Here is a 24,813-nt window from a genome sequence, read left to right on the forward strand (position 1 = left end):
GGTCCCTAGGGTCTCAGTTGCCGGAGAACGCGGTGTACTCGTCGGCGGACAGGAGGTCGTCCGGCTCCTGCGCGACGCGCACCTTGAACAGCCAGCCGCCCTCGAAGGGGGCGGAGTTCACCAGCGACGGATCGTCGACGACGTCCTGGTTCGCCGCGGTCACCTCGCCGGTCACCGGCGAGTACAGGTCGCTGACCGACTTGGTCGACTCCAGCTCACCGCAGGTCTCGCCCGCGGTCACCGTGTCACCGACCTCGGGGAGCTGGGCGTAGACGACGTCACCGAGCGCGTTGGCCGCGAACTCGGTGATGCCGACCGTGGCCACACCGTCCTCGAGGGCCGACAGCCACTCGTGCTCCTTGCTGTACCGCAGCTGCTGGGGGTTGCTCATGACGTGAATTCTCCTGTACGCGGGGGAGTGCTGATGGACGGTGGTCTTGTGGAGTGAGACACGAATGCGTCACGTGGGCGCGGCGCCGAGTGACACCCCGGTTCACTTACGGCGCTTGTAGAACGGCAGTGCCACGACCTCGTACGGCTCGTGCGTGCCCCGGATGTCGACGCCGACACCCTCTGTGCCCGGCTCGGCGTGCGCCGCGTCGACGTAGGCCATGGCGATCGGCTTGCCCAGGGTGGGGGACGGGGCGCCGGAGGTGACCTCGCCCACGACCTCGCCGGCCACGACGACGGAGAAGCCCGCGCGCGGCACCCGGCGGCCCTCGGCGACCAGGCCGACGAGCTTGCGGGGCGGTGCGGTCTCCGCGCGCCCCGCGGCGGCCGTGAGCGCCTCACGGCCCACGAAGTCGCCCTCCTTCTCGAACTTCACGACCCGGCCGAGCCCGGCGTCGAACGGCGTGAGTGCCGTGGTCAGCTCGTGGCCGTACAGCGGCATGCCCGCCTCCAGGCGGAGCGTGTCGCGGCAGGAGAGCCCGCAGGGGATCAGGCCGTACGGGGCGCCGGCCTCGGTCAGCGCCTTCCACAGCTGCTCCGCGTGCCCGGGCGCGACGAACAGCTCGAACCCGTCCTCGCCGGTGTAACCCGTACGGGCGATGAGCGCGGGAACGCCGGCGACCGTGCCGGGGAGGCCGGCGTAGTACTTCAGTCCGTCCAGATCGGCGTCCGTGACCGACTTCAGTACGGCGGGTGAGTCCGGGCCCTGGACGGCGAGGAGCGCGTACGCGTCGCGGTCGTCCCGTACCTCGGCGTCGAAGTCCCCGGCCCTGTCGGTCAGGGTGTCCAGGACGAGCTGGGCGTTGCCGGCGTTGGCGACCACCATGTACTCGCTGTCGCCGAGGCGGTAGACGATCAGGTCGTCGAGGATGCCGCCGTCCTCCGCGACGATCATCGTGTAGCGGGCCCGGCCCACGCCGACGGTGGCGATGTTGCCGACCAGGGCGTAGCTCAGGAAGGCGGCCGCCTGAGGTCCGGTGACGGTGATCTCACCCATGTGCGACAGGTCGAACAGCCCGGCCCCGGTGCGCACGGCGTTGTGCTCGTCGCGCTCGCTGGCGTACCGCAGCGGCATGTCCCAGCCGGCGAAGTCGGTCATGGTGGCGCCCAGCGACCGGTGAAGGGCGTCGAGGGCGGTGTGACGGGGGGCGGCGCTCGGGGCAGTGCTCATGGACTCGGCTCCAGGGCATGACGACAGGGGGCGGTTCCCTCCCCATCTGTCATCGGAACCTGAGAGGTTCGCCGAGAGCCCCTGAAAGGGTCCCGACGGGTCGCCCCGTCAGGGTCGGCTTGCACCTTGGGTGGGGCCGCAGGGCGGCCCGCTTTTCAGATCTGCCTCATCCACGCGGTACGGGGCCTGAGAGATTCAAGGGAGGAACTTGCTCCTTCGGCGCCCGGCGCACACGGTGACCGGGACTCTCCCGCGCGGATTCAAACGGCCGGTATGCAGTTTGGCGGGGTCATCATCGCACGGCTTGCGGGAGAGTGGGACGTCCGGTCCTCGGCGAGGTGGGGCGCGACACGTGGGCGAGTGAGCCGTTGTCTCGCATTACCTTTTCTTTACACTTCTTGGGCAGGTCCATGTGCAGGTCGGCGGGTGACTCGGCAGGGGGACGACGATGACATCGCAGCGCCACGCGAGTACCGCGGGGGTGGCGAGCGGCGCGATGCCCCGGCAGCCGGGCGCGCCCGCACGGGAGGCGGACGGCGGACCGGCACCGGCGGTGCGCGACCTCAGGGGTGCCGCCGGCCGGGGAGTCCGCGTCCTGGACTTCGCCGCGGGGGACGTGGTGGTGGTCTCCGGACTGCCCGGCAGCGGGAAGTCGACCCTGATCAGGCGGACGGTCCGGGACCACGCGATCGACTCCCAGGACACCCGCGACCGCTGGGCGGCCGCCCTGCCCGCCTTGCTCCCGTACGCCCTCTACCGCCCCCTGGTGCGCGTCGCGCACTACGCCGGGCTGCTGCGCGCCCTGCGCTCCGGCGGATCCGTCGTCGTGCACGACTGCGGTACGCAGACCTGGGTGCGGCGCTGGCTGGCCCGGGAGGCCCTGCGGCAGGGGAGGACCCTGCACCTCGTCCTGCTCGACGTCGCTCCGGAGGTGGCGCGACAGGGCCAGCGGGAGCGGGGGAGGGGCGTCTCGGGGTACGCCTTCGCCCGGCACCGCCGGGCGGTGGGACGGCTGCTGCGCGACACCGAGAGCGGCCTGCTGCCGCCTGGGTGCTCCTCCGCCGTCCTGCTCGACCGCGAGTCGGCCACGGCGATCGGCCGGATCTCCTTCCCCGCGCCCCGTACCGCGGCCTGAACGCACCGGAAGCGGCCGCCCTGCCCCTCCGCCGTGGCGGAACGGACGGCTCCGGGGCGGTGCGTACCGGAGGCGGCCGCCCGGTCCCGGTGGTCCCGGGCCTGTCACAGTTCGCACACGCACAGTTCGCAGACCTCCGGTCCGGAGTCCGGATGGTGGACGCCCCTGTGGATGGGGAGGGGCCGCCCCGCCCGCGGACCTGCCCTCCCGCCGTGAGCCGGTCTAAGGTTTCAGCCGCACCGCATGGCGAGAAAGGGACACAGACACCGTGGACATTCCGGCTCAGGCCCAGGGCCCGTTGCATCCGTCGTCCGGATGGCCGGCCAACGAGCTCGAGGAGGTGCTGAGCGCATCCCTCGGAGTGCCCGAGGCCGGAGGCCGGCTGGTCGAGGTGCTGGGCCGCAGCCAGGTCTGGGTGCCGCTGCCCGAAGGCGGTGGCCCGGACAGTGCCGACCTCGACCTCCCGACGGTCGACATCGACGGAGGGGCGTACGTCCCCGTCTTCAGTTCCGAGGCGCAGTTCCTCCAGTGCGTGGGCTCCCACCTCTCCTTCGCCGTGGCCCCGGCGCGGGACTTCGCCCGCGGCCTCCCCCCGCAGCTCGGCATCGCCGTCAACCCGGGCGGTGTGGTCGGAGTGCCCCTTCCTCCGGCGGCGGTCGCCGAGCTCTGCCGGTCCGGGCGTACCCCGCTGGACGGCCCCGCGAGCGGCGGCCGGGTCAGGCTGTACGAACCCGGCTGGAAGGAGGACCCCGTCGACTTCCTCGCCGAGGTGTCCGCCGAGTTCCGGGCGACCGGGGAGATAGCCACCGCCCGCAGGGCGCTCGCCAGCATCGAGGGGGACGCTCCCGTCCTCTTCGTGGCGGTCGAGGCCCTCGCGCCGGGCGCCCTCGCGCAGAGCGTTCCGCTGGACGCCCTGGGGCGCGCACTGGGCAGGGTGCCGGCCCCCTGGCCGGTCAGCCTCCTCATGCTCGACGTGACCCAGGACCCCGTCGGCGACTGGATGCGGGACAAGGTGCGCCCCTTCTACCTGTCCGGCGGTCACTGAGCCCGGATGTGCGTGCGACCACGTCGCGTCAGGAAGGTGTCAGGGGCGGCGCATAAGCTGGTTGGATGAGAGCGGCCGCCCCGTGTGCCCGGGAGCGGCGCACGGCGCCTTGAGCGCGCGGGGAACAGCGGATCTACGAGGGGCGGAACCCAGGGTGAGTGCGTCAGGCATGGGGGCGGCTGATCGGTTCTCCGCCCCCCACGGGGGTCCCGCCGCGGGGGGAACGGTCGAGCACCTGCTGCGCGAGGTGGTCCCCGGGCGCCTCGACACGTACGAGGCGCTGCTGCGTTCCCTGACGGACGGCCAGGTGTGGATGCTGCTCTGGCACGGCACGGCGGGCTCCCCGGACGCCCAGTACGGCAACATGGAGGTCGACGGCCTCGGTTACGCCCCGTGCGTGACCTCCGCCCAGGAGCTCGCGGCGAGCGGCTGGACCAGGGCTCACGAGGTCACCACCGGCCGGGACATCGCCCGCTCCCTCTTCCCCGACCGCTGGGGCATCTGGCTCAACCCGCACGCCCCCGGCGGCGGTGTGGGCATCCCGTGGCTCGACCTGCGGCGCATCGCCACCGGGCTCGACCGGATGCCCGCCGGCCCGCTGCGGCTCACCGAACCGGCCGTCGAGATCCCGCAGTTCTACGCCCTGCTGTCGCAGAACGCCCACCGCACCCCCTCCGTGCGCGCGTTGCGGCGCGCCTGGGTGCAGCCCGCGCTCGGGGTGCCGTACCTCGCCATCGGTCTCGACCTCTACGACACCGGCCGCCCCTCCGTGGACGCCGTGCGCGAGATGATGCGGCAGTCGATCGGCGTGGTCCCCGACGGACTGCCGGTCTCCACGGTCTCGTTGTCCGACGAGTACGACCCGGTGGCGATGTGGCTGAACGCCAACGCCCGGCCCTTCTACGACCGTGAGGCGCACGCCCCGGCCGCCGGCACGGCGGGTTACGGCTACCCTCCGGCCACCGGTCATTCACCGCGCCCCTACTGACCGTACGTCAGTCCGGCGAGCCGTCGGGGCGGGGCGATCGCTCCCGGGATCGGTGCTGTTGGGCCTGGTGTCCGTTATGGCTGATTAGCGACCGAGAGGTCCGCTCAGCAGGCATGGATGTCCGGATAACGGAAGCCCTCTGGCAGCATCACGTTTGAGCAAACATTCCCCGTCAGGTCTGGCGGGTGATCGCAAAGTGGTTGAAGACTCCCATCAGCAGTGCTCCATGCCCGGCGGACCCCCATTCGAAACAGGGGCCGCCCAGCCGTGCGCCGCCACTTGAAACACGTGTTGATACGAGCCGCTACAGCGGCGGTCACAGGCCGGCCACCGTCGGCCGAGAGGGGTCCCCAGCGCCATGACGGCACCGATCGAGACCACCCGGGCGGATGCGCGGCCCGAGACGGTGCTGGAAGGCGCCGGGCGCAAGGAGATCGAGGGCCGCTCCCTCGGCCGCATCGCCTGGACGCGCTTCAAGCGCGACAAGGCCGCGATGGCCGGTGGCGTCGTCGTCGTGCTGCTGATCCTCGTCGCGATCCTGTCCAAGCCGCTGCAGTCGCTCCTCGGACTCGACCCCAACGCGTTCAACCAGAGCCTGGTCGACCCCGTCCTGCTGGCCCCCAAGGGCTCGCTCGGCGGCATCAGCTGGGACCACCCCCTCGGGGTCGAGCCGCAGACCGGACGCGACATCCTGGCGCGCATCCTCGAAGGCTCCTGGGTCTCCCTCGTGGTCGCCGTGGGCTCCACCCTGCTCTCCGTCGTCATCGGCGTCGTCATGGGTGTCGTGGCCGGCTTCTACGGCGGCTGGGTGGACAGCTTCATCAGCCGGCTGATGGACACCTTCCTCGCCTTCCCGCTGCTCCTCTTCGCGATCTCCATCTCCGCCTCCCTGCAGGGCAACGCCTTCGGGCTGCAAGGGCTCACGCTGCGGATCGCGGTCCTGATCTTCGTGATCGGCTTCTTCAGCTGGCCCTACATCGGCCGCATCGTCCGTGCGCAGACCCTGTCGCTGCGTGAGCGCGAGTTCGTCGAGGCCGCCAGGTCACTGGGCGCACGCGGGCCGTTCATCCTCTTCCGCGAACTGCTGCCGAACCTGATCGCGCCGATCCTCGTGTACGCGACGTTGCTGATCCCCACGAACATCCTCTTCGAGGCATCCCTGTCCTTCCTCGGCGTCGGTATCGCGCCGCCGCAGGCGTCCTGGGGCGGCATGCTCACGCAGGCGGTCGACCTCTACGAGGTGGACCCGATGTTCATGGTCATCCCCGGTATGGCGATCTTCATCACCGTGCTGGCCTTCAATCTGCTGGGGGACGGGCTGCGCGACGCACTCGACCCTCGTGGCAAGTAATAGCGGCATCGCCGCACCGGACTAGCGAGGGGGCTTTCCTCAGCATGCAGAACAGAAAGACAGCAGCGGCGATAGCCGTCGCCGTGGCGGTTTCGCTCGGCGCATCGGCTTGCAGCGGCAGCGACTCGGGCAGTGACGGCAACGGCGGTGGGGGCAACGCCAAGGCCGACGCCGCTCTGACGAGCATCGTCAACGCGACCGACAAGAAGGGGGGAACGGTCACGATGGAGCACGCCAGTGGCCCGGACTCCCTGGACCCCGGTAACACGTACTACGGCTGGGTGCAGAACTTCTCCCGCCTGTACGGCCGTTCGCTGGTCACCTTCAAGCCGGCCGCCGGCAAGGAGAGCCTGGAGGTCGTCCCCGACCTCGCGACCGGCCTCGGCAAGGCCAGTGACGACGCCAAGACCTGGACGTACACGCTCCGCAAGGGCGTGAAGTACGAGGACGGCACCGAGGTCACCTCGAAGGACGTCAAGTACGCCGTCGAGCGCTCCAACTTCGCGCCGGAGGCCCTGTCCAACGGACCGACGTACTTCAAGGCCTACCTCGAGGGCGGCGACAAGTACAAGGGCCCGTACAAGGACAAGTCGGCCGAGGGCCTCAAGTCCATCGAGACGCCGGACGACTACACGATCGTCTTCAAGCTCAACAAGCCGTTCGCGGACATGGACTACCTCGCCGCGTTCTCGCAGACCGCTCCGGTCCCGCAGAAGGCCGACAAGGGCGCCGCCTACGTCCAGAAGATGGTCTCGTCCGGCCCGTACAAGTTCGAGTCGTACGACGAGAGCAAGGGCGCGACCCTGGTCCGCAACCCGGAGTGGGACCCGAAGACGGACCCGGTCCGCAAGGCGCTGGCCGACAAGGTCGTGCTCAAGTTCAACGTCAACGCGACGACGATCGACGACCACCTGCTCAACGACGCCATCACGGTCGGCGCCGAGGGCACCGGTCTGCAGTCCAAGACGCAGCCCAAGGTCCTGGTCAAGGCCTCCGAGAAGGCCAAGACGGACAACCCGTACGCCGGCGCCCTGCAGTACCTGGCGCTGAACGTCAACGTGAAGCCGTTCGACAACGCCGAGTGCCGCAAGGCCGTCCAGTACGCCGTCGACAAGCAGAGCATGGTCGACTCGATCGGCGGCTCGGTCAAGGGCGACCCGGCCTCCACGGTCATCCCGCCGACCGTCGCCGGTTACAAGAAGTTCGACCTGTACCCGACGAAGGACCACAAGGGCGACGTCGCCAAGGCCAAGGAGCACCTGGCCAAGTGCGGTCAGCCCAACGGCTTCAAGACCACGCTGACGGCCCGCTCCGACCGTCCTGACGAGATCACCGCCGCCACGCAGCTCCAGGGCAGCCTGAAGGCGATCGGCGTCACCGCCGAGATCAAGCAGTTCCCCGCGGACAAGTACTTCACGGACTTCGCCGGTGTCCCCGAGTGGGTCCACAAGAACAACGCGGGCATGATGATGATGGCCTGGGGCGCCGACTGGCCGACCGGCTTCGGCTTCCTCGACCAGATCGTGAACGGATCGGCCATCAAGCCGTCCGGCGGCACCAACCTGATGGAGCTGAACGACAAGGGGATCAACGACCTCCTCGTCAAGGGCATCGGCACCGTCGACACCACTGCGCGCAACGCCACGTGGGGCGAGGTCGACCAGAAGGTCATGGAGAACGCGTCGGTCGTTCCGCTCTTCTACCGCAAGAACCTGCTCTACCGCCCGGACTCCGCGGCGAACGTCACGGTCACGGACGCGTACCTCGGCATGTACGACTACGTGCTGATGACGTCCACCAAGTAACACCTGTTCATCGACAGCATCCCCTGAAAGGCAGGTGAAGGCGCCGGGCCGGCGGGCGTACCCCGTCCGCCCGCCCGGCGCCGCACGGCTGTGGCTGCGTACATCATCCGACGCGTGTTCGCCGCGGTGTTGCTGCTGCTGGTGGTCAGCGCAGTCACATTCGCGATCTTCTTCCTGGTGCCCCGACTCGGCGGACAGACCCTCGACTCGATGGCCGCCCAGTACGTCGGGAAGAGCCCCGACCCCGACGTCATCGCCGCGGTCAAGAAGAACCTGGGGCTCGACCAGCCCCTCTACCTCCAGTACTGGAACTTCGTGAAGGGCATCGTCGTCGGCGCCGACTACCAGTTCGGTCCCGACCCGGTCACCTGCAACGCCCCGTGCTTCGGCTACTCCTTCAAGACCCACACCGAGATCTGGCCGCAGCTCGTCGACCGGGTCCCGGTCACGCTCTCGCTGGCCGTCGGTGCCGCCGTCATCTGGGTCGTCTCCGGTGTCGCGATCGGTGTGGTCTCCGCGCTGAAGCGGGGCTCCTTCTTCGACCGCCTGTCCATGGGTGTCGCGCTCGCCGGTGTCTCGCTGCCGATGTTCTTCACCGGCCTCGTCGTGCTGGCGCTGTTCGGCAACGGGGAGTACGTGCCGTTCGCCGACGACCCGATCGCCTGGGCGGGCAGCCTGGTCCTGCCCTGGTGCACACTCGCCCTGCTCTACTCCGCGCTCTACGCCCGGCTCACCCGGGCGGGGATGCTGGAGACGATGGGTGAGGACTACATCAGAACCGCGCGGGCCAAGGGCCTCCAGGAACGCAAGGTGGTCGTCAAGCACGGCCTGCGTTCCGCGCTCACCCCGCTCGTCACCATCTTCGGCATGGACTTCGCGCTGCTGCTCGGCGGCGCGGTCATCACCGAGCGGGTCTTCTCCTTCCAGGGCCTGGGTGCCTTCGCCATCCAGGGCGTCACCACCGCCGACCTGCCCAAGGTGATGGGCGTGACCCTGGTCGCCGCCTTCTTCATCGTCATCTGCAACCTGCTGGTGGACCTCGTGTACGCCGCGATCGACCCCCGGGTGAGGCTCTCATGAGCGACGCAATCAAGAAGGACGCCCCGGCGGCGGACACCGTCCCCGCACCGCGGTCCGGCGACGACAAGGAATTCCTCTCCGTACGCAACCTCAGTGTCCACTTCGACACCGACGACGGCCTGGTCAAGTCCGTCGACGGTGTCAGCTTCGACCTGAAGGCCGGCAAGACCCTCGGCATCGTCGGTGAGTCCGGTTCCGGCAAGTCCGTCACCTCTCTCGGGGTCATGGGCCTGCACACCTCGGAGCGTGCCCGGATCGGCGGCGAGATCTGGCTCGACGGCGAGGAGCTGATCGGCGCCGGCCCCGAGCGCGTACGGAAGCTGCGCGGCCAGAAGATGGCCATGATCTTCCAGGACCCGCTGTCGGCCCTGCACCCCTACTACAGCGTCGGCGCACAGATCGTCGAAGCCCACCGGGTGCACAACAAGGTCGACAAGAAGGCCGCGAAGAAGCGCGCGATCGAGATGCTCGACCGCGTCGGCATCCCCGAGCCGCACCGCCGCTACGACGACTACCCGCACCAGTTCTCCGGCGGTATGCGTCAGCGTGCGATGATCGCGATGGCCCTGGTCAACAACCCGCAGCTGCTCATCGCCGACGAGCCGACGACAGCCCTCGACGTCACCGTCCAGGCGCAGATCCTCGACCTCATCCGCGACCTGCAGAAGGAGTTCGGCTCCGCGGTCGTCATGATCACCCACGACCTCGGCGTGGTCGCCGAGATCGCGGACGACCTGCTCGTGATGTACGCGGGACGCTGCATCGAGCGCGGCAGCGCCGAGAAGGTGTTCTACGAACCACAGCACCCCTACACCTGGGGCCTGCTCGGCTCGATGCCGCGCATCGACCGCGAGCAGACCGAGCGGCTGATCCCGGTCAAGGGCTCCCCGCCCAGCCTCATCAACGTCCCGTCCGGCTGCGCCTTCCACCCGCGCTGCCCGTACGCCGACGTCCCGCCGGACAACATCACCCGCACCGAGCGTCCCGAGCTGCAGCTGGTCAGCGACGGGCACTACTCCGCGTGCCACATGTCGCGTGAGCAGCGCGAACGTATCTGGACCGAAGAGATTGCGCCGAAGCTGTGACTGATCCGAACACGAGGACCCCCGTGTCTTCCGAGGCCGGGCCCGACGGGTCCGAGCCGCTCCTCAAGGTCGACGGCCTGGTCAAGCACTTCCCGATCACCAAGGGCGTGCTGAAGCGCAAGGTCGGCGCGGTCCAGGCCGTGGACGGGCTCACCTTCGACGTGCGCCCCGGTGAGACGCTCGGGGTCGTCGGCGAGTCGGGATGCGGCAAGTCGACCATGGGCCGGCTGGTCACCCGGCTGCTGGAACCGACCGGCGGCAAGGTCGAGTTCCAGGGCCGCGACATCACCCACATGTCGGCCGGGCGGCTGCGCCCGATGCGCCGCGACATCCAGATGATCTTCCAGGACCCGTACGGCTCGCTGAACCCGCGCCACACGGTCGGCGGCATCGTCGGAACCCCTTTCCGGCTCCAGGGCGTCAAGCCCGAGGGCGGCGTGAAGGCGGAGGTCCAGCGGCTCCTGGAGCTGGTGGGGCTCAACCCCGAGCACTACAACCGCTACCCGCACGAGTTCTCGGGCGGCCAGCGCCAGCGCATCGGCATCGCCCGTGCCCTCGCGCTGAAGCCGAAGCTCGTCGTCGCCGACGAGCCGGTGTCGGCGCTGGACGTGTCGATCCAGGCCCAGGTCGTGAACCTGCTGGACGACCTTCAGGACGAGCTCGGCCTCACGTACATGATCATCGCGCACGACCTGTCGGTCATCCGTCATGTCTCCGACCGGATCGCGGTGATGTACCTGGGGAAGATCGTCGAGCTGGCGGACCGCTCCTCGCTGTACGAGGCGCCCATGCACCCGTACACCAAGGCGCTCATGTCGGCGGTCCCGGTGCCGGACCCGCGCCGGCGCGGTGCCAGGAGCGAGCGCATCCTGCTCAAGGGTGACGTGCCGTCACCGATCTCGCCGCCCACCGGCTGCCGTTTCCACACCCGGTGCTGGAAGGCCACCAAGGTCTGCGCGACGACCGAGCCGCCGCTGCTCCAGTTGAAGACCGGCCACCAGGTGGCATGCCACCACCCGGAGAACGGCGAGGACCAGGCGCCGGGCGACGCCCCGCTCGTGGCGGACGTCATCACGGTGAAGAGCACCCCCGCCGCGGAGCCGTCCGCGTCGGAGCCGTCCGCTCCCGAACCCGCACCCCCGCCGGAAGCCGCTCCCGCGGAGCCGGACACCCAGGACGCCGGTCCGGAGTCCGGAGCCGCGAAGGGGCAGGAAGAGCCCGCCCCCGCCGAGCCGGACAGCCCGGACTCCGGTGCGGTGAAGGGGCCGGAGGGAGCCGCCGGACCCGCCTCGGCCGAGGCGGGCGAGCCCGCCGCCGCACCGTCCGAGGAGGCGGAGGAAGGGTCGAAGGGGTAGTAACGGCACAATTGCCGGGTGCTCAACGAACTCTTCACTCCCTCCGTCCAGCACGCGCTCGACATCGCGGGGATCTTCGTCTTCGCGATCTCGGGCGCCCTGCTCGCCGTACGCAAGAACTTCGATGTCTTCGGCATCGCGGTCCTGGCCGAGGTGACAGCCCTGGGCGGGGGGATCTTCCGTGACGTGATGATCGGCGCGATCCCTCCCGCGGCCTTCACCGATCTCGGGTACTTCCTGCCCCCGCTGATCGCCGCCGGCGTCGTCTTCTTCCTCCACCCGCACGTCGAGCGCATCCAGGTCGGTGTCAACGTCTTCGACGCGGCGGGGCTGGGGCTTTTCTGTGTCACCGGAACCGTCAAGGCGTACGAGTACGGACTCGGTCTCACCTCGTCCGCCGCGCTCGGTCTGGCCACGGCCGTCGGCGGCGGTGTGCTGCGCGACGTCCTGGCCAACGAGGTCCCCTCGCTGCTGCGCTGGGACCGCGACCTCTACGCCGTGCCCGCGATCGTGGGCGCCACCATGGTGGCCGTCTGCATCCGCCTCGACGTGCTCAACGGCTACACCAGCGGTGCGGCGGTGATCACCGGCTTCGTCCTGCGGCTGCTCGCCATGCGCTTCCACTGGAGGGCGCCGCGCGCCTACAACAGGCGCTCCGCGACGGCGGAGGAGGGCTCGGCCGTCACCTGACGGCAGAGAAAGCTACCGCTCAGTAATGCAGTCGGTGTACCGTGCATGCCATGGCACAGGCAGCAGCGCAGGAGTCGCGCATCACGCGGGCGACCATCGGTGACAGCGAGTTCGACCGCGACACCGCGGTCACGCTCCGGGAGGAAGGCGTCTACGACGCGGAACTCTCCGCGGGCTGGACCATCATCCACGCGGTCAACGGCGGCTACCTCCTCGCCATGCTCGGCCGCGCGCTCGGAGAGGCGCTGCCGCACTCCGACCCCTTCTCGGTCTCGGCCCACTACCTCACGGCCTCCGTACCCGGCCCCGCCGTGATCCGCACCCAGGTCGTGCGCACCGGGCGTACGCTCTCCACCGGCCAGGCCTCGCTCTTCCAGTACGCGGAGGACGGCAGTGAAATCGAACGCATCCGGGTGCTCGCGACCTACGGCGACCTGGACGGGCTGACGGACGAGGTCCGCACGACGGCCCTGCCGCCCGCCATGCCGCCGCTGGAAGGCTGCCTCGGGACGAGTGACGGCACGGCGGAGATCCCGGGAAGCTCCGCCATCACCGAACGGCTCGACATCAGGCTCGACCCGGCGACGGTCGGCTGGGCGATCGGGGCGCCTTCGGGCAAGGGCGAGATGCGGGGCTGGTTCGGCCTGGCGGACGGCCGAGACCCCGACCCGCTCTCGCTGCTGCTCACCGTCGACGCGCTGCCGCCGACCTCCTTCGAGCTCGGGCTCAAGGGCTGGACCCCCACCATCGAGCTGACCGCGCACATCCGGTGCCGCCCGGCCCCCGGGCCGCTGCGTGTCTCCATCACCACCCGCAACCTCGCCGGGGGGTTCCTGGAGGAGGACGCGGACGTCTGGGACAGCGCCGACCGCCTCGTCGCCCAGTCCCGCCAGCTCGCCCGCGCCCCCAGGGGCTGACCCCCTCGCACGATGAGGCCCACCGGTCCGGGCGGGCCTCATCCCCTGCGCAGGAAGCGGGTGAGCGCCGCGGTGAGCTCGGCCGGCGCGTCCTCCTGCACCAGGTGCCCGGCGCCCTCGAGCAGCCGCAGTTCGGCTCCCGGGATCAGCCCGGCCAGCTCGTGGCCGCGGGTGACCGGGATCCAGGTGTCCTCCGTGCCCCAGCAGACCAGGACGGGCAGGTCCAGCTGCCCGTAGCGGTGCTGGATCTCATCGGTGAACCGCTGGTCGTTCTGGGTGATCTGCCGGTAGAAGGCGGGCTGCCCGCTGCCGGTGCACCAGGGTGCGACGAGCCTGTCCAGCACCGCCGGGTGGAGCCCCCGGTGGCTCGCCGAGCCGATGTACTCCCTGACCAGGGCCCGGTGTAGCTCCGGCGGAAGCGCGCCGAACGCCTCGGCCCGACCGCCGAGCAGCCGGTAGGCGGGCGACCCCCAGGGCGCCAGTGCGACCGGGTCGACCAGGGCGAGGCGGCGGAAGCGGGCGCCGTGCAGGAGCCGGGCGCGCAGTGCGACGCACCCCCCGAAGTCATGGGCGGCGACGGCCGGTTCCACCAGGCCCCAGTGGTCCAGGAGTTCGCACAGCACCCCGGCCTGGGCGCCGAGCGACACGTCCTGGCCCTCGTACTGCGCCGAGGCGCCGTAACCCGGCAGGTCCCACACGTACACCCGGTGGTCCTGGGACAGCCCTCGGGCGATACCGCGCCACACGTACGAGGAGAAGGGTGTGCCGTGCACCAGGACGACGGGCGGAGCCTCGGCGGGGCCGAGGGCCGTCCAGCGGACCTCTCCCGACGGGCCGGCGAAGGTCCTGTCCAGAGTCCAGTCGTTCATGCCGCCGACCCTAAGGGCTGTCCAGCCAGTGGGCCCGGCCCAGGGTGACCAGGCGGAGCCGGCGTCGCGCCACACGGACGACCTCCCGCTCGCCCTCCGGCCCGGCGTCCAGCAGCGCCGAGGCCGTGAGCACCATGTGGTCGACGTACAGCCCGCCCAGCATCAGCAGGTCCTCCCGGTCCCAGCCCTCGGACCCCGGCTCCGCACCCAGGACGTGGGCCACCTCTTCCGCGAAGCCGCGCAGCTGGGCGGCGATCGCCTCGCGGACCCGGCTCACCCCGCCGTGCTGCTCCCGGGCGATGAAGCGGAAGTGGGCGGGCTGCGAGCGCACGTGACGCGCTATCAGGCCGACGCTGCGGTCGAGCCTCTCCTCGCTGTCCCCGGTGTCGGCGAGGATCGCGCCGATCATCCCGTGCAGGCTCCCCAGGGTCTCCTCCACCAGGGCGACGCCCAGGGCGGCCGTGCCGTCGAAGTGGCGGTAGAAGGCGGTCGGGGTCATTCCGACGGCCCGTGTCACCTCGCGCAGGCCCAGGCTGCTCAGGCTCTGGTGCTCCAGCAGGTCCAGTGCCGCGTCGAGCAGGGCCTGGCGCGTCTTCAGCTTCTGGGCCTGGCGGACGCCGATGGTGTGACTCATGCCATTCAGTAAACAACCGTTCTCCGAGTCATGGAAGGCGGCATGGGTCTAGACTGACAAGTCAGTGAACAGTCGTACTCTCAAAGCGCGGAAAGGACCGGACATGTTCGTGCTCGTCGCCGCACTGCTCCTGCTGGGGGTGGTGCTCGGAGCGGTCGCACACCTTCCGCTCCCCGTCGCCCTGACCGCCGCGGCCGTGATCGGCCTCTGGCTGGCGGTCTTCGGCGCCCGTGAACGCCTCGCCCGCCGCACCCGCTGAGGAAGGAGCACCGCCATGGCACTCACCACGGCACGCGACAACCGTCCCGTCGAGGCCACTTCCGCCTCCGCGCCGGCCGGAGGCACGAGTCCCGCCCGTCCCCGGTCGGGCGGGAAGCAGGCCGACGGACTCGCCGTCGCCTCGTTCGTGCTCGGACTGATCGGCCTCCTGGTCATGAACATCCTGCTCGGGCCCGTCGCCGTCGTCATGGCGTCGATCGCCCTCGCCCGCTCCACCACCCGGCGGGGCCGTGCCCTGCTCGGACTGGCCCTGGGGGTGGCGGACCTCGTCGTCCTCGCGGTCCTCGTCACGGCCAACGGCACCGTCTCCTGGAGCCTCGCCGGCTGAGAGGTCGCTCCCCGCGTGGAGTCCGGGGCGGGGTACGCGGCCGCATTCCGGGCGGGCCGGTGTGTGGCGCGGCCTATTCCGCGGGCAGGTCCTGCCGCCTGACCGACCGCCAGATCTGCTCCGGCAGCAGGCGCGCCGCCTCGTCCAGGTCGACGTCGTCGAACCCGGAGAGTGCCCGGCGGGCGACGGCCACGACCGGGCCGAGCACCAAGGACTCGATCAACGGCGACGGGAGCGGGGCCAGTTCACCCGAATCCACATGCGGGAGGAGCCAGCCCTCCAGCTCCGAGATCCTGGCCTCCTGGGTGTCACGGACCTCCTTCCCCTGTGCCATCCCCTTGCGGTCGGCGAGCGGTGAGTGGAGCAGGAGCGCGGGGCCCGGATGCGCCTGGACGAAGGCCAGATACGCCCGGACCACCGAGGCGATGCCCGCCTGCGCGGAGCCGGAGGCGCCCAGTGCCACGGCCAGCTCCCCGAGGAGGCGCCCCAGCCAGCGGTGGCACAGGGCTCCCACGAGCCCGTCCAGGCTGCCGAAGTGGTGGTAGAGACTGCCCAGGCTGACGCCGCTCGCGCGGACGACCGCGTTGACCGTGAGCCCCTGCTCGCCCGACTCGACGAACACACGCAGCGCGGCGTCCAGGAGCTGATCGGACGTGACCTCGCCGCGATGCTGCTTGGGGCTCATCGAGTGACCGTCCCTGTGGTCCGTAGGCAGGCTCAGCGTTCGTGAATTTCTGGAGCGACTTTCTAGAAGCCGCTTCCGCATCCAGTATCCACTGGTCACACTTCCCGGGGTACGTGCGTGTCAACGGGGAGACGAAGTGGGCGAGTTGGACCTGACGGGCAGTGGCGCCAAACCGCTGCGGGCGGACGACCCGAGGCAGATGGGCGGGATCCCGCTCGCCGGCCGTCTCGGCTCCGGCGGGATGGGCCGCGTGTACCTGGGAGTGCACGAGGGGCGTTACGTCGCCGTCAAGCAGGTGCTTCCCTCGATCGCCGGGGAGGACCAGGACTTCGTACGCCGCTTCGGACACGAGCTCGACAACCTCTCCCGGCTCCCCGCGGAGGCCACCGCCCCGCTGATCGCGAGCGACCGCGACGCGCGCCCGCCCTGGCTCGCGACCGCGTACGTCCCCGGGCTCACCCTGAACGAGGCCCTGGACCTGAACCGGGGGGGCGCTGCCGGCCGGGACCGCGTGGCTTCTGCTGCGCGAGGCCGCCAAAGGGCTCGTACCGGTGCACGCGCTCTCGATGGTGCACCGGGACCTCAAGCCGTCCAACGTGATGCTGACGCTCCAGGGCGTCACCCTCATCGACTTCGGCGTGGCCAGAGCCGCCGAACAGAGTCAGCTGACCAGAAGCGGCATGGTGGTCGGCACCCCCGCCTACATGGCCCCCGAACAGGCCACGACGAAGCGCGACCTGACCGGCGCGGCCGACGTCTTCGCACTCGGATCGGTACTCGCCTACGCGGCCGGCGGCAGACCTCCCTTCGGCGAGGAGTCCGGCCCCGCCGTGCTCTACCGGATCGTGCACGAGGAGCCCGACCTGCGGGCGGTGCGGGAACTGGACCCCGCCCTCGCCGACCTGGTGGCCTCCTGCCTGGCGAAGGACCCGGAGGAGCGCCCCACCGCCGCCGAGCTGGTGCGGCGGGCCTCGGAACACGTGCCGTTCACCCCGCCCCTGTGGCCGGAGTCCGTCACGGCCAGTCTCGTGGCGAAGTCCGCCTTCGCGGCCGATGTGCAGGAGATCGAGCTGCCGCCCCCCGCCTCCCCGGAGACGATGAGGCTCGGTGCGAAGGCCCGCCCGAAGCGGGAGCGCCGGCGTCGTCTCCTCCTCGCCGTGGTGCCGGTCGTCGTGACCGTGGGCGGTGCGACCCTCGCCTTCCAGCTCCTCCCCTACGTCTTCGACGGTGACGGGCACGCGGCCGCCGGACCCTCCGTCTCGGCGAGCGCTTCGGCGGATCCGGCGGCCTCCTCCACGGGAGCGAGCCCGTCCGGCTCGGTGAAGCCGCGGAGGTCCCCGACGGGCGGGAAGAAGAGCGAGGAGCCCGGGAACGACGGCGCCAGGGCGGGGGAAGCCTCCGCGACCGCTCCGGGGGGCGGGGCCGACGGAGGCGGCGGACCGGGCGATCCCGGCGGCTCAGGCGCGTCGGGCGGCTCCGCCTCGGGTGGATCCGGTGCCGCGTCCGGGAGCTCCGGGGGGTCCGGATCGGGGAGCTCCGCCTCCGGCGGGTCCGGCTCGGGCGGGTCGTCCGGCTCAGGGGGATCGGCCACCCCCTCCGGGGCTCAGCGCTTCCGCAACGGCGGCAACGCCGAGTGCCTCGTCGCGTCCCGCTTCGTCCCCGCCTCGACCGGCGGCTGCGACGGCACCGGTGCCGTCTGGACCGTCCGTCCGCTCTCGGACGGCTCAGGCGGGTTCCAGTTGGTCGAGGAGTCCGGGAACAGCTGCCTGACGGCGAACGTCATGAACGGAGGAACCCTGCAGCTGTCCTGCAACGAGGCGAGCTCGCGACGCTGGCGGGCGGGGGCCGGGGGCACGCTCGTCAGCGAGGACAACGGCGGCTGTCTGGACGCGGCGGGCTCCGGCGTCACGACCGCCCGCTGCTCCGGAGCCGCCTCCCAGCGCTGGACCGGCGCCTGACCCCTGCCGCCCCTGGGGGCCGCCGTACCCCGGGGCGCCGTACCCCGGGCACGGCCCGGGGCCTCGGGGGGCCGGACCCGGCGCGGCTCCCCGCCGCGGGCTCGTAGAATCGTCACCACCATGGCTTACCTCGACCACGCCGCGACCACGCCGATGCTTCCGGAGGCGATCGCGGCGATGACCGCGCAGCTCGCCGTCACCGGTAACGCGTCCTCCCTGCACGCTGCCGGCCGCCGGGCCCGCCGTACCGTCGAGGAGTCCAGAGAGACCCTCGCCGAGACGCTCGGAGCACGCCCCAGCGAGGTGGTCCTGACCTCCGGCGGCACCGAGGCCGACAACCTCGCGGTCAAGGGGCTCTACTGGGCCCGCCGTGACGCCGACCCCCGCCGCACCCGGGTACTCGCGAGTCCCGTCGAGCACCACGCCGTGCTCGACGCGGTCGACTGGCTCGCGGAGCACGAGGGCGCCACCGTCGAGTACCTCCCCGTCGACCCCTACGGGCGGGTGCACCCCGAAGCGCTGCGCGAGGCCATCGCCCGCGATCCGGACGATGTCGCGCTGATCACCGTGATGTGGGCCAACAACGAGATCGGCACCATCATGCCGATAACCGAACTCACTGCGGTGGCAGCCGAGTTCGGCGTGCCCGTGCACTCCGACGCGGTGCAGGCCTTCGGACAGCTGGAGGTCGGCTTCGCCGGCTCCGGGCTGGCCGCGATGACGGTGAGCGCGCACAAGATCGGCGGTCCCGTCGGTGTCGGAGCGCTGCTGCTCGGGCGCGACCAGACGCCCGTGCCCGTGCTGCACGGCGGTGGGCAGGAGCGGCACGTGCGCTCCGGCACCCTCGACGTGCCCGCGGTGGCCTCGTTCGCCGTGGCCGCACAGCACGCCGTCGACACCCGGGAGGACTTCGCCCGCCGTGTCGGCGCACTGCGCGACGACCTCGTGGCCGCCGTGCTGCAGGCCGTCCCGGACGCCGTACTCGGCGGCGACCCGGCACCCGGGGGACGGCTGCCGGCCAACGCGCACTTCACCTTCCCCGGCTGCGAGGGCGACTCCCTCCTGCTGCTCCTCGATGCCCAGGGCATCGAGTGCTCCACCGGATCGGCGTGCACCGCGGGCATCGCCCAGCCCAGCCATGTGCTCCTGGCCACCGGCACCGATCCGGACCTGGCCCGCGGCACGCTGCGGTTCTCCCTCGGGCACACCTCGACCGCGCGTGACGTCGAGGAACTCGCCCGGGCGATCGGCCCCGCCGTCGAACGGGCCCGGACCGCGGGGCTCAGCTAGGGCGTGTTCCGCCCGGATCAGGCCTGATCCGGACGAAAGCCCCAGGCCGGCCCCCACCTCGCCGCCGGGCGCGGAGAAGGCCGCGGGGTCAGCCGGCGAGCGTCCCCGAGGTCGACGCCGCGCGGACCAGCCTCATGTACCGGGGCCAGTCCCAGTGCGGTCCCGGATCGGTGTGGTCGGTGCCGGGCACCTCGACGTGTCCGATGATGTGCTCGCGGTCCACGGGGATGCCGTACCGCCTGCATATCGAGGCCGTCAGCCTCGCGGACGACTCGTACATCGCGGCGGTGAAGTCCTCCGGCCGGTCGACGAAGCCCTCGTGCTCGATGCCGATGCTGCGTTCGTTGAACGAGCGGTTGCCCGCGTGGTAGGCGACGTCCAGCTCGCGGATCATCTGGGTGACCCGGCCGTCCTGCCGCACGATGTAGTGCGTCGCGGCCCGGTGCGCCGGGTCCTGGAAGACCTTGACGGCGCTGGCGTAGCTGCCCTGGGTGACGTGGACGATCACCCGGTCCACGCCGTAGTCGTCGGGGCGGTCGGCGCGGCGCCAGTTCGCCTCCGAGGCCGCGATCCACCGCGCGGGGGTGTAGTCGAGCTCGCCGGCCTTCCTCGGCTTCTCCACGCCGGGCACCCGCCACCAGGCGCGCCGTATCTCGTCCGCCGCGAACACCGCGGTACCCGCAGCCGCGACCCCGCCACCGATCAGCAGCGAGCGCCGGCTGATGCCATGACCAGGGCCCTTGCCCGGTCCGCCGGCACTCCCGTTGTGTCCCATGTGCTCCTCAACGCTTATCGGCGAGCAATCCGTTCCCGGCGCCCCGTACCCTGGAGAGGCTATGACTGAGACCTCCCAGCGCCCCCTCCGTGTGCTCGCGGCCATGTCCGGCGGAGTCGACTCCGCCGTCGCGGCCGCCCGAGCCGCCGAGGCGGGTCACGACGTGACCGGTGTGCACCTCGCCCTCTCCGCGAACCCGCAGTCCTTCCGCACGGGCGCGCGTGGCTGTTGCACCATCGAGGACTCCCGGGACGCCCGCCGCGCGGCGGACGTCATCGGCATCCCCTTCTACGTCTGGGACCTCGCGGAACGCTTCCGCGAGGACGTCGTGGACGACTTCGTGGCGGAGTACGAGGCCGGGCGCACGCCCAACCCGTGCCTGCGCTGCAACGAGAAGATCAAGTTCGCCGCGCTGCTCGACAAGGCGCTGGCCCTCGGCTTCGACGCGGTGTGCACCGGCCACTACGCCACCGTGGTGCTGAAGGACGACGGCACCCGGGAGCTGCACCGCGCCTCCGACATGGCCAAGGACCAGAGCTACGTCCTCGGGGTGCTCGACGAGAAGCAGCTCGCGCACGCGATGTTCCCGCTCGGTGACACCCTCACCACCAAGGACGAGATCCGCGCCGAGGCCGAGCGCCGGGGCCTGGCCGTCGCCAAGAAGCCCGACAGCCACGACATCTGCTTCATCGCGGACGGCGACACCCAGGGCTTCCTCGCCTCCAGGCTCGGCGGCCCGGCGCAGGGCGACATCCTCGACGAGGCCGGCGAGAAGGTCGGCACCCACGAGGGCGCCTTCGGCTTCACCATCGGCCAGCGCAAGGGCCTGCGCATCGGCCACCCCGCCCCCGACGGCAAGCCGCGCTACGTCCTGGACATCTCACCGGTGAACAACACCGTGACCGTCGGCCCCGCCGAGGCCCTGGACGTCACGGCCCTCACGGCGATCAGGCCCCGCTGGTGCGGTACCGCCCCCTCCGGCCCCGGCACCTACACAGCGCAGCTGCGCGCCCACGGCGGCGAGACCGAGGTGACGGCGGAGCTGGTGGACGGCACCCTGACGGTCACGTTCGGCGAGCCGGTGCGGGGCGTCGCCCCCGGACAGGCCGTGGTGCTCTACGACGGCAGCCGGGTCGTCGGCTCGGCGACCATCGCGACGACCGTGCGGCGGGAGACGGCCACCGCGGGATGACGGGAGCCGCCGGGCCGGGTCGCTCCCCTGCGGCGGCCCGGCCCGGCGGCATGTGCCCGTCCGGGAGACGGGCGGTTCAGGACACGTCGCGCAGGACCCGGTCCCGGGAGAAGAAGTCCGCCAGGACCGGGGCGATCGCGTGCGGTGCCAGCTCGCTCGTCTGGCCGGTCAGGGTGCGGTGCCGGGCCCGGGGGACCGCGGCGACGACGTCGAGGGTGGCTCCCTGGACCTCCGGGGCGCTGAAGCCACCGGTCAGCACCAGGGTGCGGGCCCGCACCGCCGAGAGCCTGCCGACGGGGACCGAACCGTCGCCCAGCAGCGCGTCGTCGTACGCCAGGGTGTGAGCCAGCGCCTCCAGGCCGCCCCAGAGCGGCGCCCGCCGCATCCGCGCGATCGTTGCGGCGGGGACCCCGGACCGCACCAGATGCAGCTCGACCGCTCCGCCCCGGTCGCCGTCCGCCAGCAGCCGGTGCAGCAGCGCCGTGCCGCGGGACCTGTCCGGAAGCCCAGCGGGTCCGGGCCTGTAGGGCGGTTCGTGGACCGCCAGCAGGTCGACGGGCAGCCCAGCGGCACACGCCTCCAGCGCCAGCGCCCCGCCCGACCGCATGCCGAACACCGAGACGTGCTCGCCCGCCGCCGCCACGACCGCCGCCAGGTCCTCCATCTCCCGGCGGGGCGCGTACGGTGCGCCGTCCCCGCTCGCGCCGCGGCCGCGGCGGTCGTAGGTGACGACGGTGAACCGCCGGGCGAGCAGGGCGGCCAGCGGGGCGTCGTCGGCCGCGGCGCTCAGAGCCCCGCCGACGAGCACGACCGGCGGCCCGTCACCGCGGCGGTGGTACGCGATCGACGTACCGTCGCGGGAGAGAGTCTTGTCCATGCGAGGGTGGACCGTTGCGGAGACGAGAACTCATCGCACCGCCGGGAAAATGTTTCTGACGATCAGCCGGCCACGACCTCCGTGGCGTAGAAGCAGAAGTGGCCCCTGATCGCGGCGACTTGGACCTTCGGCTCCGGGTAGGCCCACACGAGGTCCACAGCCCCGGGCACCGACCAGTACGAGGCGTCCCCCTTGAACGGACAGTGCGTGCGGGTGTCCGAGGGGGCCAGCAGATCGGTCCGGACGTCCTCCGGCGGCAGGTAGTAGCGGTCGGGGCAGCCCGTCTCGCGCAGCACCAGGGGGCGGCGGCTCTCGGCGAGCACCCGCCCCTCGTGCACGACGCGCACATGTGCGGCGGAGGGCTCGACGGTGATGGTGTGTCCTGTGATGGAGGCCATACCGGGTTCAGCCCCGCGGGACTCCGGTTTCTTCCCGTGAGAGGGAGCGGCCGTACGGTGGACCCATGAACATCTGCGTCTTCCTCTCCGCCGCCGACCTCGACGACCGCTACACCGTGCCCGCCCGCGAGTTCGCCGAACTGATCGGCAGGGGCGGACACACGCTGGTCTGGGGCGGGTCGGAGAGCGGCCTGATGAAGGTCGTCGCCGACGGGGTGCAGGAGTCCGGCGGCCGCCTCGTCGGGGTGTCGGTGGACTTCCTCGCCGCGAAGGCGCGGACGAACGCGGACGAGATGGTGATCGCCGAGGACCTGGCCGAGCGCAAGGCCCTGCTCCTGGCGAAGTCCGACGCGATCGTGATCATGGTGGGCGGCACCGGCACGCTCGACGAGGCCACGGAGATCCTGGAGCTCAAGAAGCACGGCAAGCACACCAAGCCCGTCGTCCTGCTGAACACGGCCGGCTTCTACGACGGCCTGCACCAGCAGTTCCAGCGCATGGAGGACGAGGGCTTCCTGCCCGTCCCGCTCACGGAGCTGGTCTTCTTCGCCAAGGACGGGGTGGGCGCGCTCGCCTACCTGGAGGAGTCGGCCGGCCTGCGGTGACGGCGGCGTCCCGCCCGGACGCGGGACCCGGCGCGAAGGCGCGGACCTGCGGTGATCGGAGCGCTCCCGGTGATGCGAGCATGAGGCCATGCCTACTCATCTCATCACCGGCGCCGGCTCCGGGATCGGCGCAGCCGTCGCGCGCCGCCTCCACGAGCGCGGCGACGACCTCGTCCTGCTGGCCAGGGACGCCGGACGCGCCAAGGAACTGGCCGCGCTCCACCCCGGCGCCCGCACCCTCGTCGGCGACCTCGGCAACCCCGACCGGCTCTCCTGGGCGTTCGGCCAGCAGGCCATGCCGGACCGTCTCGACTCGCTGCTGCACATCGCCGGTGTCGTCGAACTCGGCACCGTCGGCGACCTCACCCCCAAGGCCTGGCACTACCAGCTCAACGCCAACCTGGTCTCCCCGGCCGAGCTGACCCGCCTGCTGCTGCCGCAGCTCCGCGTCACCCACGGCCACGTCGTCTTCGTCAACTCCGGCGCCGGGCTCGCCGCCCACGCCGAGTGGGGCGCGTACGCCGCGAGCAAGCACGGGCTGAAGGCGCTCGCCGACTCGCTGCGCCACGAGGAGCACGCCAACGGCGTCCGGGTCACCTCCGTCTACCCGGGCCGCACCGCCAGCCCGATGCAGGCCAAGGTCCACCAGCAGGAGGGCAAGGAGTACGACGCCTCGCGCTGGATCGACCCCGAATCGGTGGCCACCACGATCCTGCTCGCCCTCGACCTGCCCGGGGACGCCGAGATCAACGACCTGACGGTCCGCCCCGGCCGCTGACCCCTTGCCCGGTGGGGTGCCCGTACGCTTTCCGCGTGAGTGAGAAGAGCGGGTTCAGTGCGAGTGCCACCGGGATCGGATCCATGCCGGGAGGAGACGCCAGGGAGGCGGCGAAGACCGTCACCGGGTCGTTCGCCGACGGCCGGGGCATGCCGTACCTCGCGGAGCTGCCCGCGCGCGGGCCCGGCGCGGACATGATCGGCCGCACCGTCGGCCTGCTCGTCGAGATGTACGGCCACGTCGAGCCCAGCGGCTGGCGGATCAGCGACCGGCCCGGACGCGACACCCGCCGGGCCCGCTCCTGGCTCGGCGAGGACCTCGACGCGCTCGAGGAGTTCACCCAGGGGTACGAGGGGCTGCTCAAGGTCCAGGCCGTCGGCCCCTGGACCCTGGCGGCCGCCCTGGAGCTGCGCGGCGGAGAGGCCATGCTCAGCGACCCCGGAGCCTGCCGCGACCTGGCCGGATCGCTGGCCGACGGGCTGCGCGCGCACCTCGCCGAGGTGCGCCGCAGGGTCCCGGGCGCCGAGGTCGTCCTCCAGCTCGACGAGCCCTCGCTGACCGCGGTCCTGCGGGGCCGGGTCAGGTCGGCGAGCGGCTACCGCACCTACCGCGCGGTGGACCGCCAGATCGTCGAAGGCACGCTGCGTGACGTCCTGGCGGTCAACGGCGAAGCGCCGACCGCCGTCCACTCGTGCGCACCCGAGGTGCCGTTCGCGCTGCTGCGGCGGGCCGGCGCCGGTGCGGTCTCCTTCGACTTCTCCCTGCTCACCGAGCGTGAGGAGGAGGCGATCGGAGAGGCCGTCGAAGCCGGTACGCGGCTTTCCCTCGGCGTGGTCCCCGGCCTCGACGCCGCCTCGACCGCATTGTCGGACCCGGGCGGTAGCGTCAAGGGGGTCAGGACGTTGTGGAGCAGGCTGGGGCTGAATCCGGGGACTCTCAGCGAGTCCGTCGTGATCACTCCGTCCTGCGGGCTGGCGGGAGCGTCACCCGCGTACGCGCGCGCCGCGCTCGCCCACTGCGCCCGCGCGGCGAAGTCGCTCGCAGACAACCCTGAGTAACGGGCAGTGGGTCAA

General features: G+C 71.5%; 25 protein-coding genes, 1 pseudogene and 1 riboswitch. Of the genes and pseudogenes, 18 read left to right on the forward strand and 8 right to left on the reverse strand.

Going from position 1 to position 24,813, the window contains the following annotated elements:
• Positions 1–13: 13 nt before the first annotated feature.
• On the reverse strand, positions 14–391 hold the full coding sequence (gcvH, locus tag ACFXOA_RS09655) for a glycine cleavage system protein GcvH (protein WP_362541992.1): 378 nt from the start codon (positions 389–391) through the stop codon (positions 14–16).
• 102 nt (positions 392–493) lie between these two features.
• A complete protein-coding gene (gcvT, locus tag ACFXOA_RS09660) occupies positions 494–1,621 on the reverse strand; it encodes a glycine cleavage system aminomethyltransferase GcvT (protein WP_385024413.1) in 1,128 nt (375 codons plus the stop codon).
• 165 nt (positions 1,622–1,786) lie between these two features.
• Positions 1,787–1,884: riboswitch (glycine riboswitch) on the reverse strand.
• Between the two features lie 185 nt (positions 1,885–2,069).
• Between gcvT and ACFXOA_RS09665 the strand changes: the two genes are divergently transcribed.
• From ACFXOA_RS09665 to ACFXOA_RS09710, 10 genes are all read left to right on the forward strand, one after another.
• A complete protein-coding gene (locus tag ACFXOA_RS09665; protein ID WP_385024415.1) occupies positions 2,070–2,756 on the forward strand; it encodes an AAA family ATPase in 687 nt (228 codons plus the stop codon).
• Between the two features lie 268 nt (positions 2,757–3,024).
• On the forward strand, positions 3,025–3,801 hold the full coding sequence (locus ACFXOA_RS09670) for an enhanced serine sensitivity protein SseB (RefSeq protein ID WP_385024417.1): 777 nt from the start codon (positions 3,025–3,027) through the stop codon (positions 3,799–3,801).
• A 169-nt stretch (positions 3,802–3,970) separates the two neighbouring features.
• On the forward strand, positions 3,971–4,789 hold the full coding sequence (locus ACFXOA_RS09675) for an enhanced serine sensitivity protein SseB C-terminal domain-containing protein (RefSeq protein ID WP_385024419.1): 819 nt from the start codon (positions 3,971–3,973) through the stop codon (positions 4,787–4,789).
• Between the two features lie 358 nt (positions 4,790–5,147).
• Positions 5,148–6,140: an ABC transporter permease gene (locus ACFXOA_RS09680; RefSeq protein WP_385024421.1), complete on the forward strand. Its 993-nt coding sequence runs from the start codon at positions 5,148–5,150 to the stop codon at positions 6,138–6,140.
• Between the two features lie 44 nt (positions 6,141–6,184).
• The gene (locus tag ACFXOA_RS09685) at positions 6,185–7,945 is read left to right on the forward strand and encodes an ABC transporter substrate-binding protein (protein WP_385024423.1); all 1,761 of its coding nucleotides are present in this window, start codon (positions 6,185–6,187) and stop codon (positions 7,943–7,945) included.
• 90 nt (positions 7,946–8,035) lie between these two features.
• Positions 8,036–9,025: an ABC transporter permease gene (locus ACFXOA_RS09690; protein WP_385024425.1), complete on the forward strand. Its 990-nt coding sequence runs from the start codon at positions 8,036–8,038 to the stop codon at positions 9,023–9,025.
• Positions 9,022–10,110, forward strand: a complete 1,089-nt coding sequence (locus ACFXOA_RS09695) for an ABC transporter ATP-binding protein (protein ID WP_385024427.1) — start codon at positions 9,022–9,024, stop codon at positions 10,108–10,110. The genes ACFXOA_RS09690 and ACFXOA_RS09695 overlap by 4 nt, the downstream gene beginning before the upstream one ends.
• 23 nt (positions 10,111–10,133) lie before the next feature.
• On the forward strand, positions 10,134–11,465 hold the full coding sequence (locus ACFXOA_RS09700; protein WP_385024429.1) for an ABC transporter ATP-binding protein: 1,332 nt from the start codon (positions 10,134–10,136) through the stop codon (positions 11,463–11,465).
• An 18-nt stretch (positions 11,466–11,483) separates the two neighbouring features.
• Positions 11,484–12,155: a trimeric intracellular cation channel family protein gene (locus tag ACFXOA_RS09705; RefSeq protein WP_385024431.1), complete on the forward strand. Its 672-nt coding sequence runs from the start codon at positions 11,484–11,486 to the stop codon at positions 12,153–12,155.
• Positions 12,156–12,205: 50 nt separating this feature from the next.
• Positions 12,206–13,072 (forward strand): thioesterase family protein, encoded by an 867-nt coding sequence (locus tag ACFXOA_RS09710; protein ID WP_385024433.1) that lies wholly within the window; start codon positions 12,206–12,208, stop codon positions 13,070–13,072.
• A gap of 38 nt (positions 13,073–13,110) precedes the next feature.
• On the opposite strand, the gene ACFXOA_RS09715 is transcribed toward ACFXOA_RS09710, so the two are convergent.
• Positions 13,111–13,941 carry an alpha/beta fold hydrolase gene (locus ACFXOA_RS09715; RefSeq protein ID WP_385024435.1) on the reverse strand — a complete coding sequence of 277 codons (831 nt, stop codon included), beginning with the start codon at positions 13,939–13,941 and terminating at the stop codon, positions 13,111–13,113.
• Positions 13,942–13,951: 10 nt separating this feature from the next.
• Positions 13,952–14,575, reverse strand: coding sequence for a TetR family transcriptional regulator (locus ACFXOA_RS09720; RefSeq protein WP_385024437.1), 624 nt, complete (start codon positions 14,573–14,575; stop codon positions 13,952–13,954).
• A gap of 103 nt (positions 14,576–14,678) precedes the next feature.
• Here ACFXOA_RS09720 and ACFXOA_RS09725 point away from each other — a divergent pair, with 103 nt between their 5' ends.
• Complete coding sequence (locus tag ACFXOA_RS09725; RefSeq protein WP_362541951.1) at positions 14,679–14,834, forward strand: hypothetical protein; 156 nt, start codon at positions 14,679–14,681, stop codon at positions 14,832–14,834.
• Between the two features lie 15 nt (positions 14,835–14,849).
• On the forward strand, positions 14,850–15,182 hold the full coding sequence (locus ACFXOA_RS09730; protein ID WP_385024439.1) for a DUF4190 domain-containing protein: 333 nt from the start codon (positions 14,850–14,852) through the stop codon (positions 15,180–15,182).
• Positions 15,183–15,255: 73 nt separating this feature from the next.
• Here the strand turns inward: ACFXOA_RS09730 and ACFXOA_RS09735 are convergent, their stop codons facing one another.
• Positions 15,256–15,867 carry a TetR family transcriptional regulator gene (locus ACFXOA_RS09735; protein WP_385024441.1) on the reverse strand — a complete coding sequence of 204 codons (612 nt, stop codon included), beginning with the start codon at positions 15,865–15,867 and terminating at the stop codon, positions 15,256–15,258.
• A gap of 199 nt (positions 15,868–16,066) precedes the next feature.
• Between ACFXOA_RS09735 and ACFXOA_RS09740 the strand changes: the two are divergent.
• Positions 16,067–17,825, forward strand: a pseudogene (locus tag ACFXOA_RS09740) (protein kinase).
• A gap of 120 nt (positions 17,826–17,945) precedes the next feature.
• On the forward strand, positions 17,946–19,115 hold the full coding sequence (locus ACFXOA_RS09745; protein WP_385024443.1) for a cysteine desulfurase family protein: 1,170 nt from the start codon (positions 17,946–17,948) through the stop codon (positions 19,113–19,115).
• Between the two features lie 88 nt (positions 19,116–19,203).
• Here the strand turns inward: ACFXOA_RS09745 and ACFXOA_RS09750 are convergent, their stop codons facing one another.
• Entirely contained in the window at positions 19,204–19,890 is a 687-nt protein-coding gene (locus ACFXOA_RS09750) for an N-acetylmuramoyl-L-alanine amidase (protein ID WP_385024445.1), read from the reverse strand.
• 61 nt (positions 19,891–19,951) lie between these two features.
• Between ACFXOA_RS09750 and mnmA the strand changes: the two genes are divergently transcribed.
• Positions 19,952–21,082: a tRNA 2-thiouridine(34) synthase MnmA gene (gene mnmA / locus ACFXOA_RS09755; RefSeq protein WP_385024447.1), complete on the forward strand. Its 1,131-nt coding sequence runs from the start codon at positions 19,952–19,954 to the stop codon at positions 21,080–21,082.
• Positions 21,083–21,158: 76 nt separating this feature from the next.
• On the opposite strand, the gene ACFXOA_RS09760 is transcribed toward mnmA, so the two are convergent.
• Positions 21,159–21,959: an alpha/beta fold hydrolase gene (locus ACFXOA_RS09760; RefSeq protein ID WP_385024449.1), complete on the reverse strand. Its 801-nt coding sequence runs from the start codon at positions 21,957–21,959 to the stop codon at positions 21,159–21,161.
• Between the two features lie 62 nt (positions 21,960–22,021).
• Complete coding sequence (locus tag ACFXOA_RS09765; protein WP_385024451.1) at positions 22,022–22,357, reverse strand: DUF427 domain-containing protein; 336 nt, start codon at positions 22,355–22,357, stop codon at positions 22,022–22,024.
• A 65-nt stretch (positions 22,358–22,422) separates the two neighbouring features.
• On the opposite strand from ACFXOA_RS09765, the gene ACFXOA_RS09770 reads away from it, so the two are divergent.
• The 3 genes from ACFXOA_RS09770 to ACFXOA_RS09780 all read left to right on the forward strand — a co-directional run bounded on the left by ACFXOA_RS09770 (position 22,423) and on the right by ACFXOA_RS09780 (position 24,798).
• Positions 22,423–22,962, forward strand: coding sequence for a TIGR00730 family Rossman fold protein (locus tag ACFXOA_RS09770; protein WP_385024453.1), 540 nt, complete (start codon positions 22,423–22,425; stop codon positions 22,960–22,962).
• 88 nt (positions 22,963–23,050) lie between these two features.
• Positions 23,051–23,740, forward strand: a complete 690-nt coding sequence (locus tag ACFXOA_RS09775; RefSeq protein WP_385024455.1) for an SDR family oxidoreductase — start codon at positions 23,051–23,053, stop codon at positions 23,738–23,740.
• 35 nt (positions 23,741–23,775) lie between these two features.
• Positions 23,776–24,798 carry a methionine synthase gene (locus ACFXOA_RS09780; RefSeq protein WP_385024457.1) on the forward strand — a complete coding sequence of 341 codons (1,023 nt, stop codon included), beginning with the start codon at positions 23,776–23,778 and terminating at the stop codon, positions 24,796–24,798.
• Positions 24,799–24,813 lie beyond the last annotated feature (15 nt).

The organism is Streptomyces sp. NPDC059166 (assembly GCF_042755185.1).
In the GTDB taxonomy this organism is placed as follows: Bacteria; Actinomycetota; Actinomycetes; order Streptomycetales; family Streptomycetaceae; genus Streptomyces.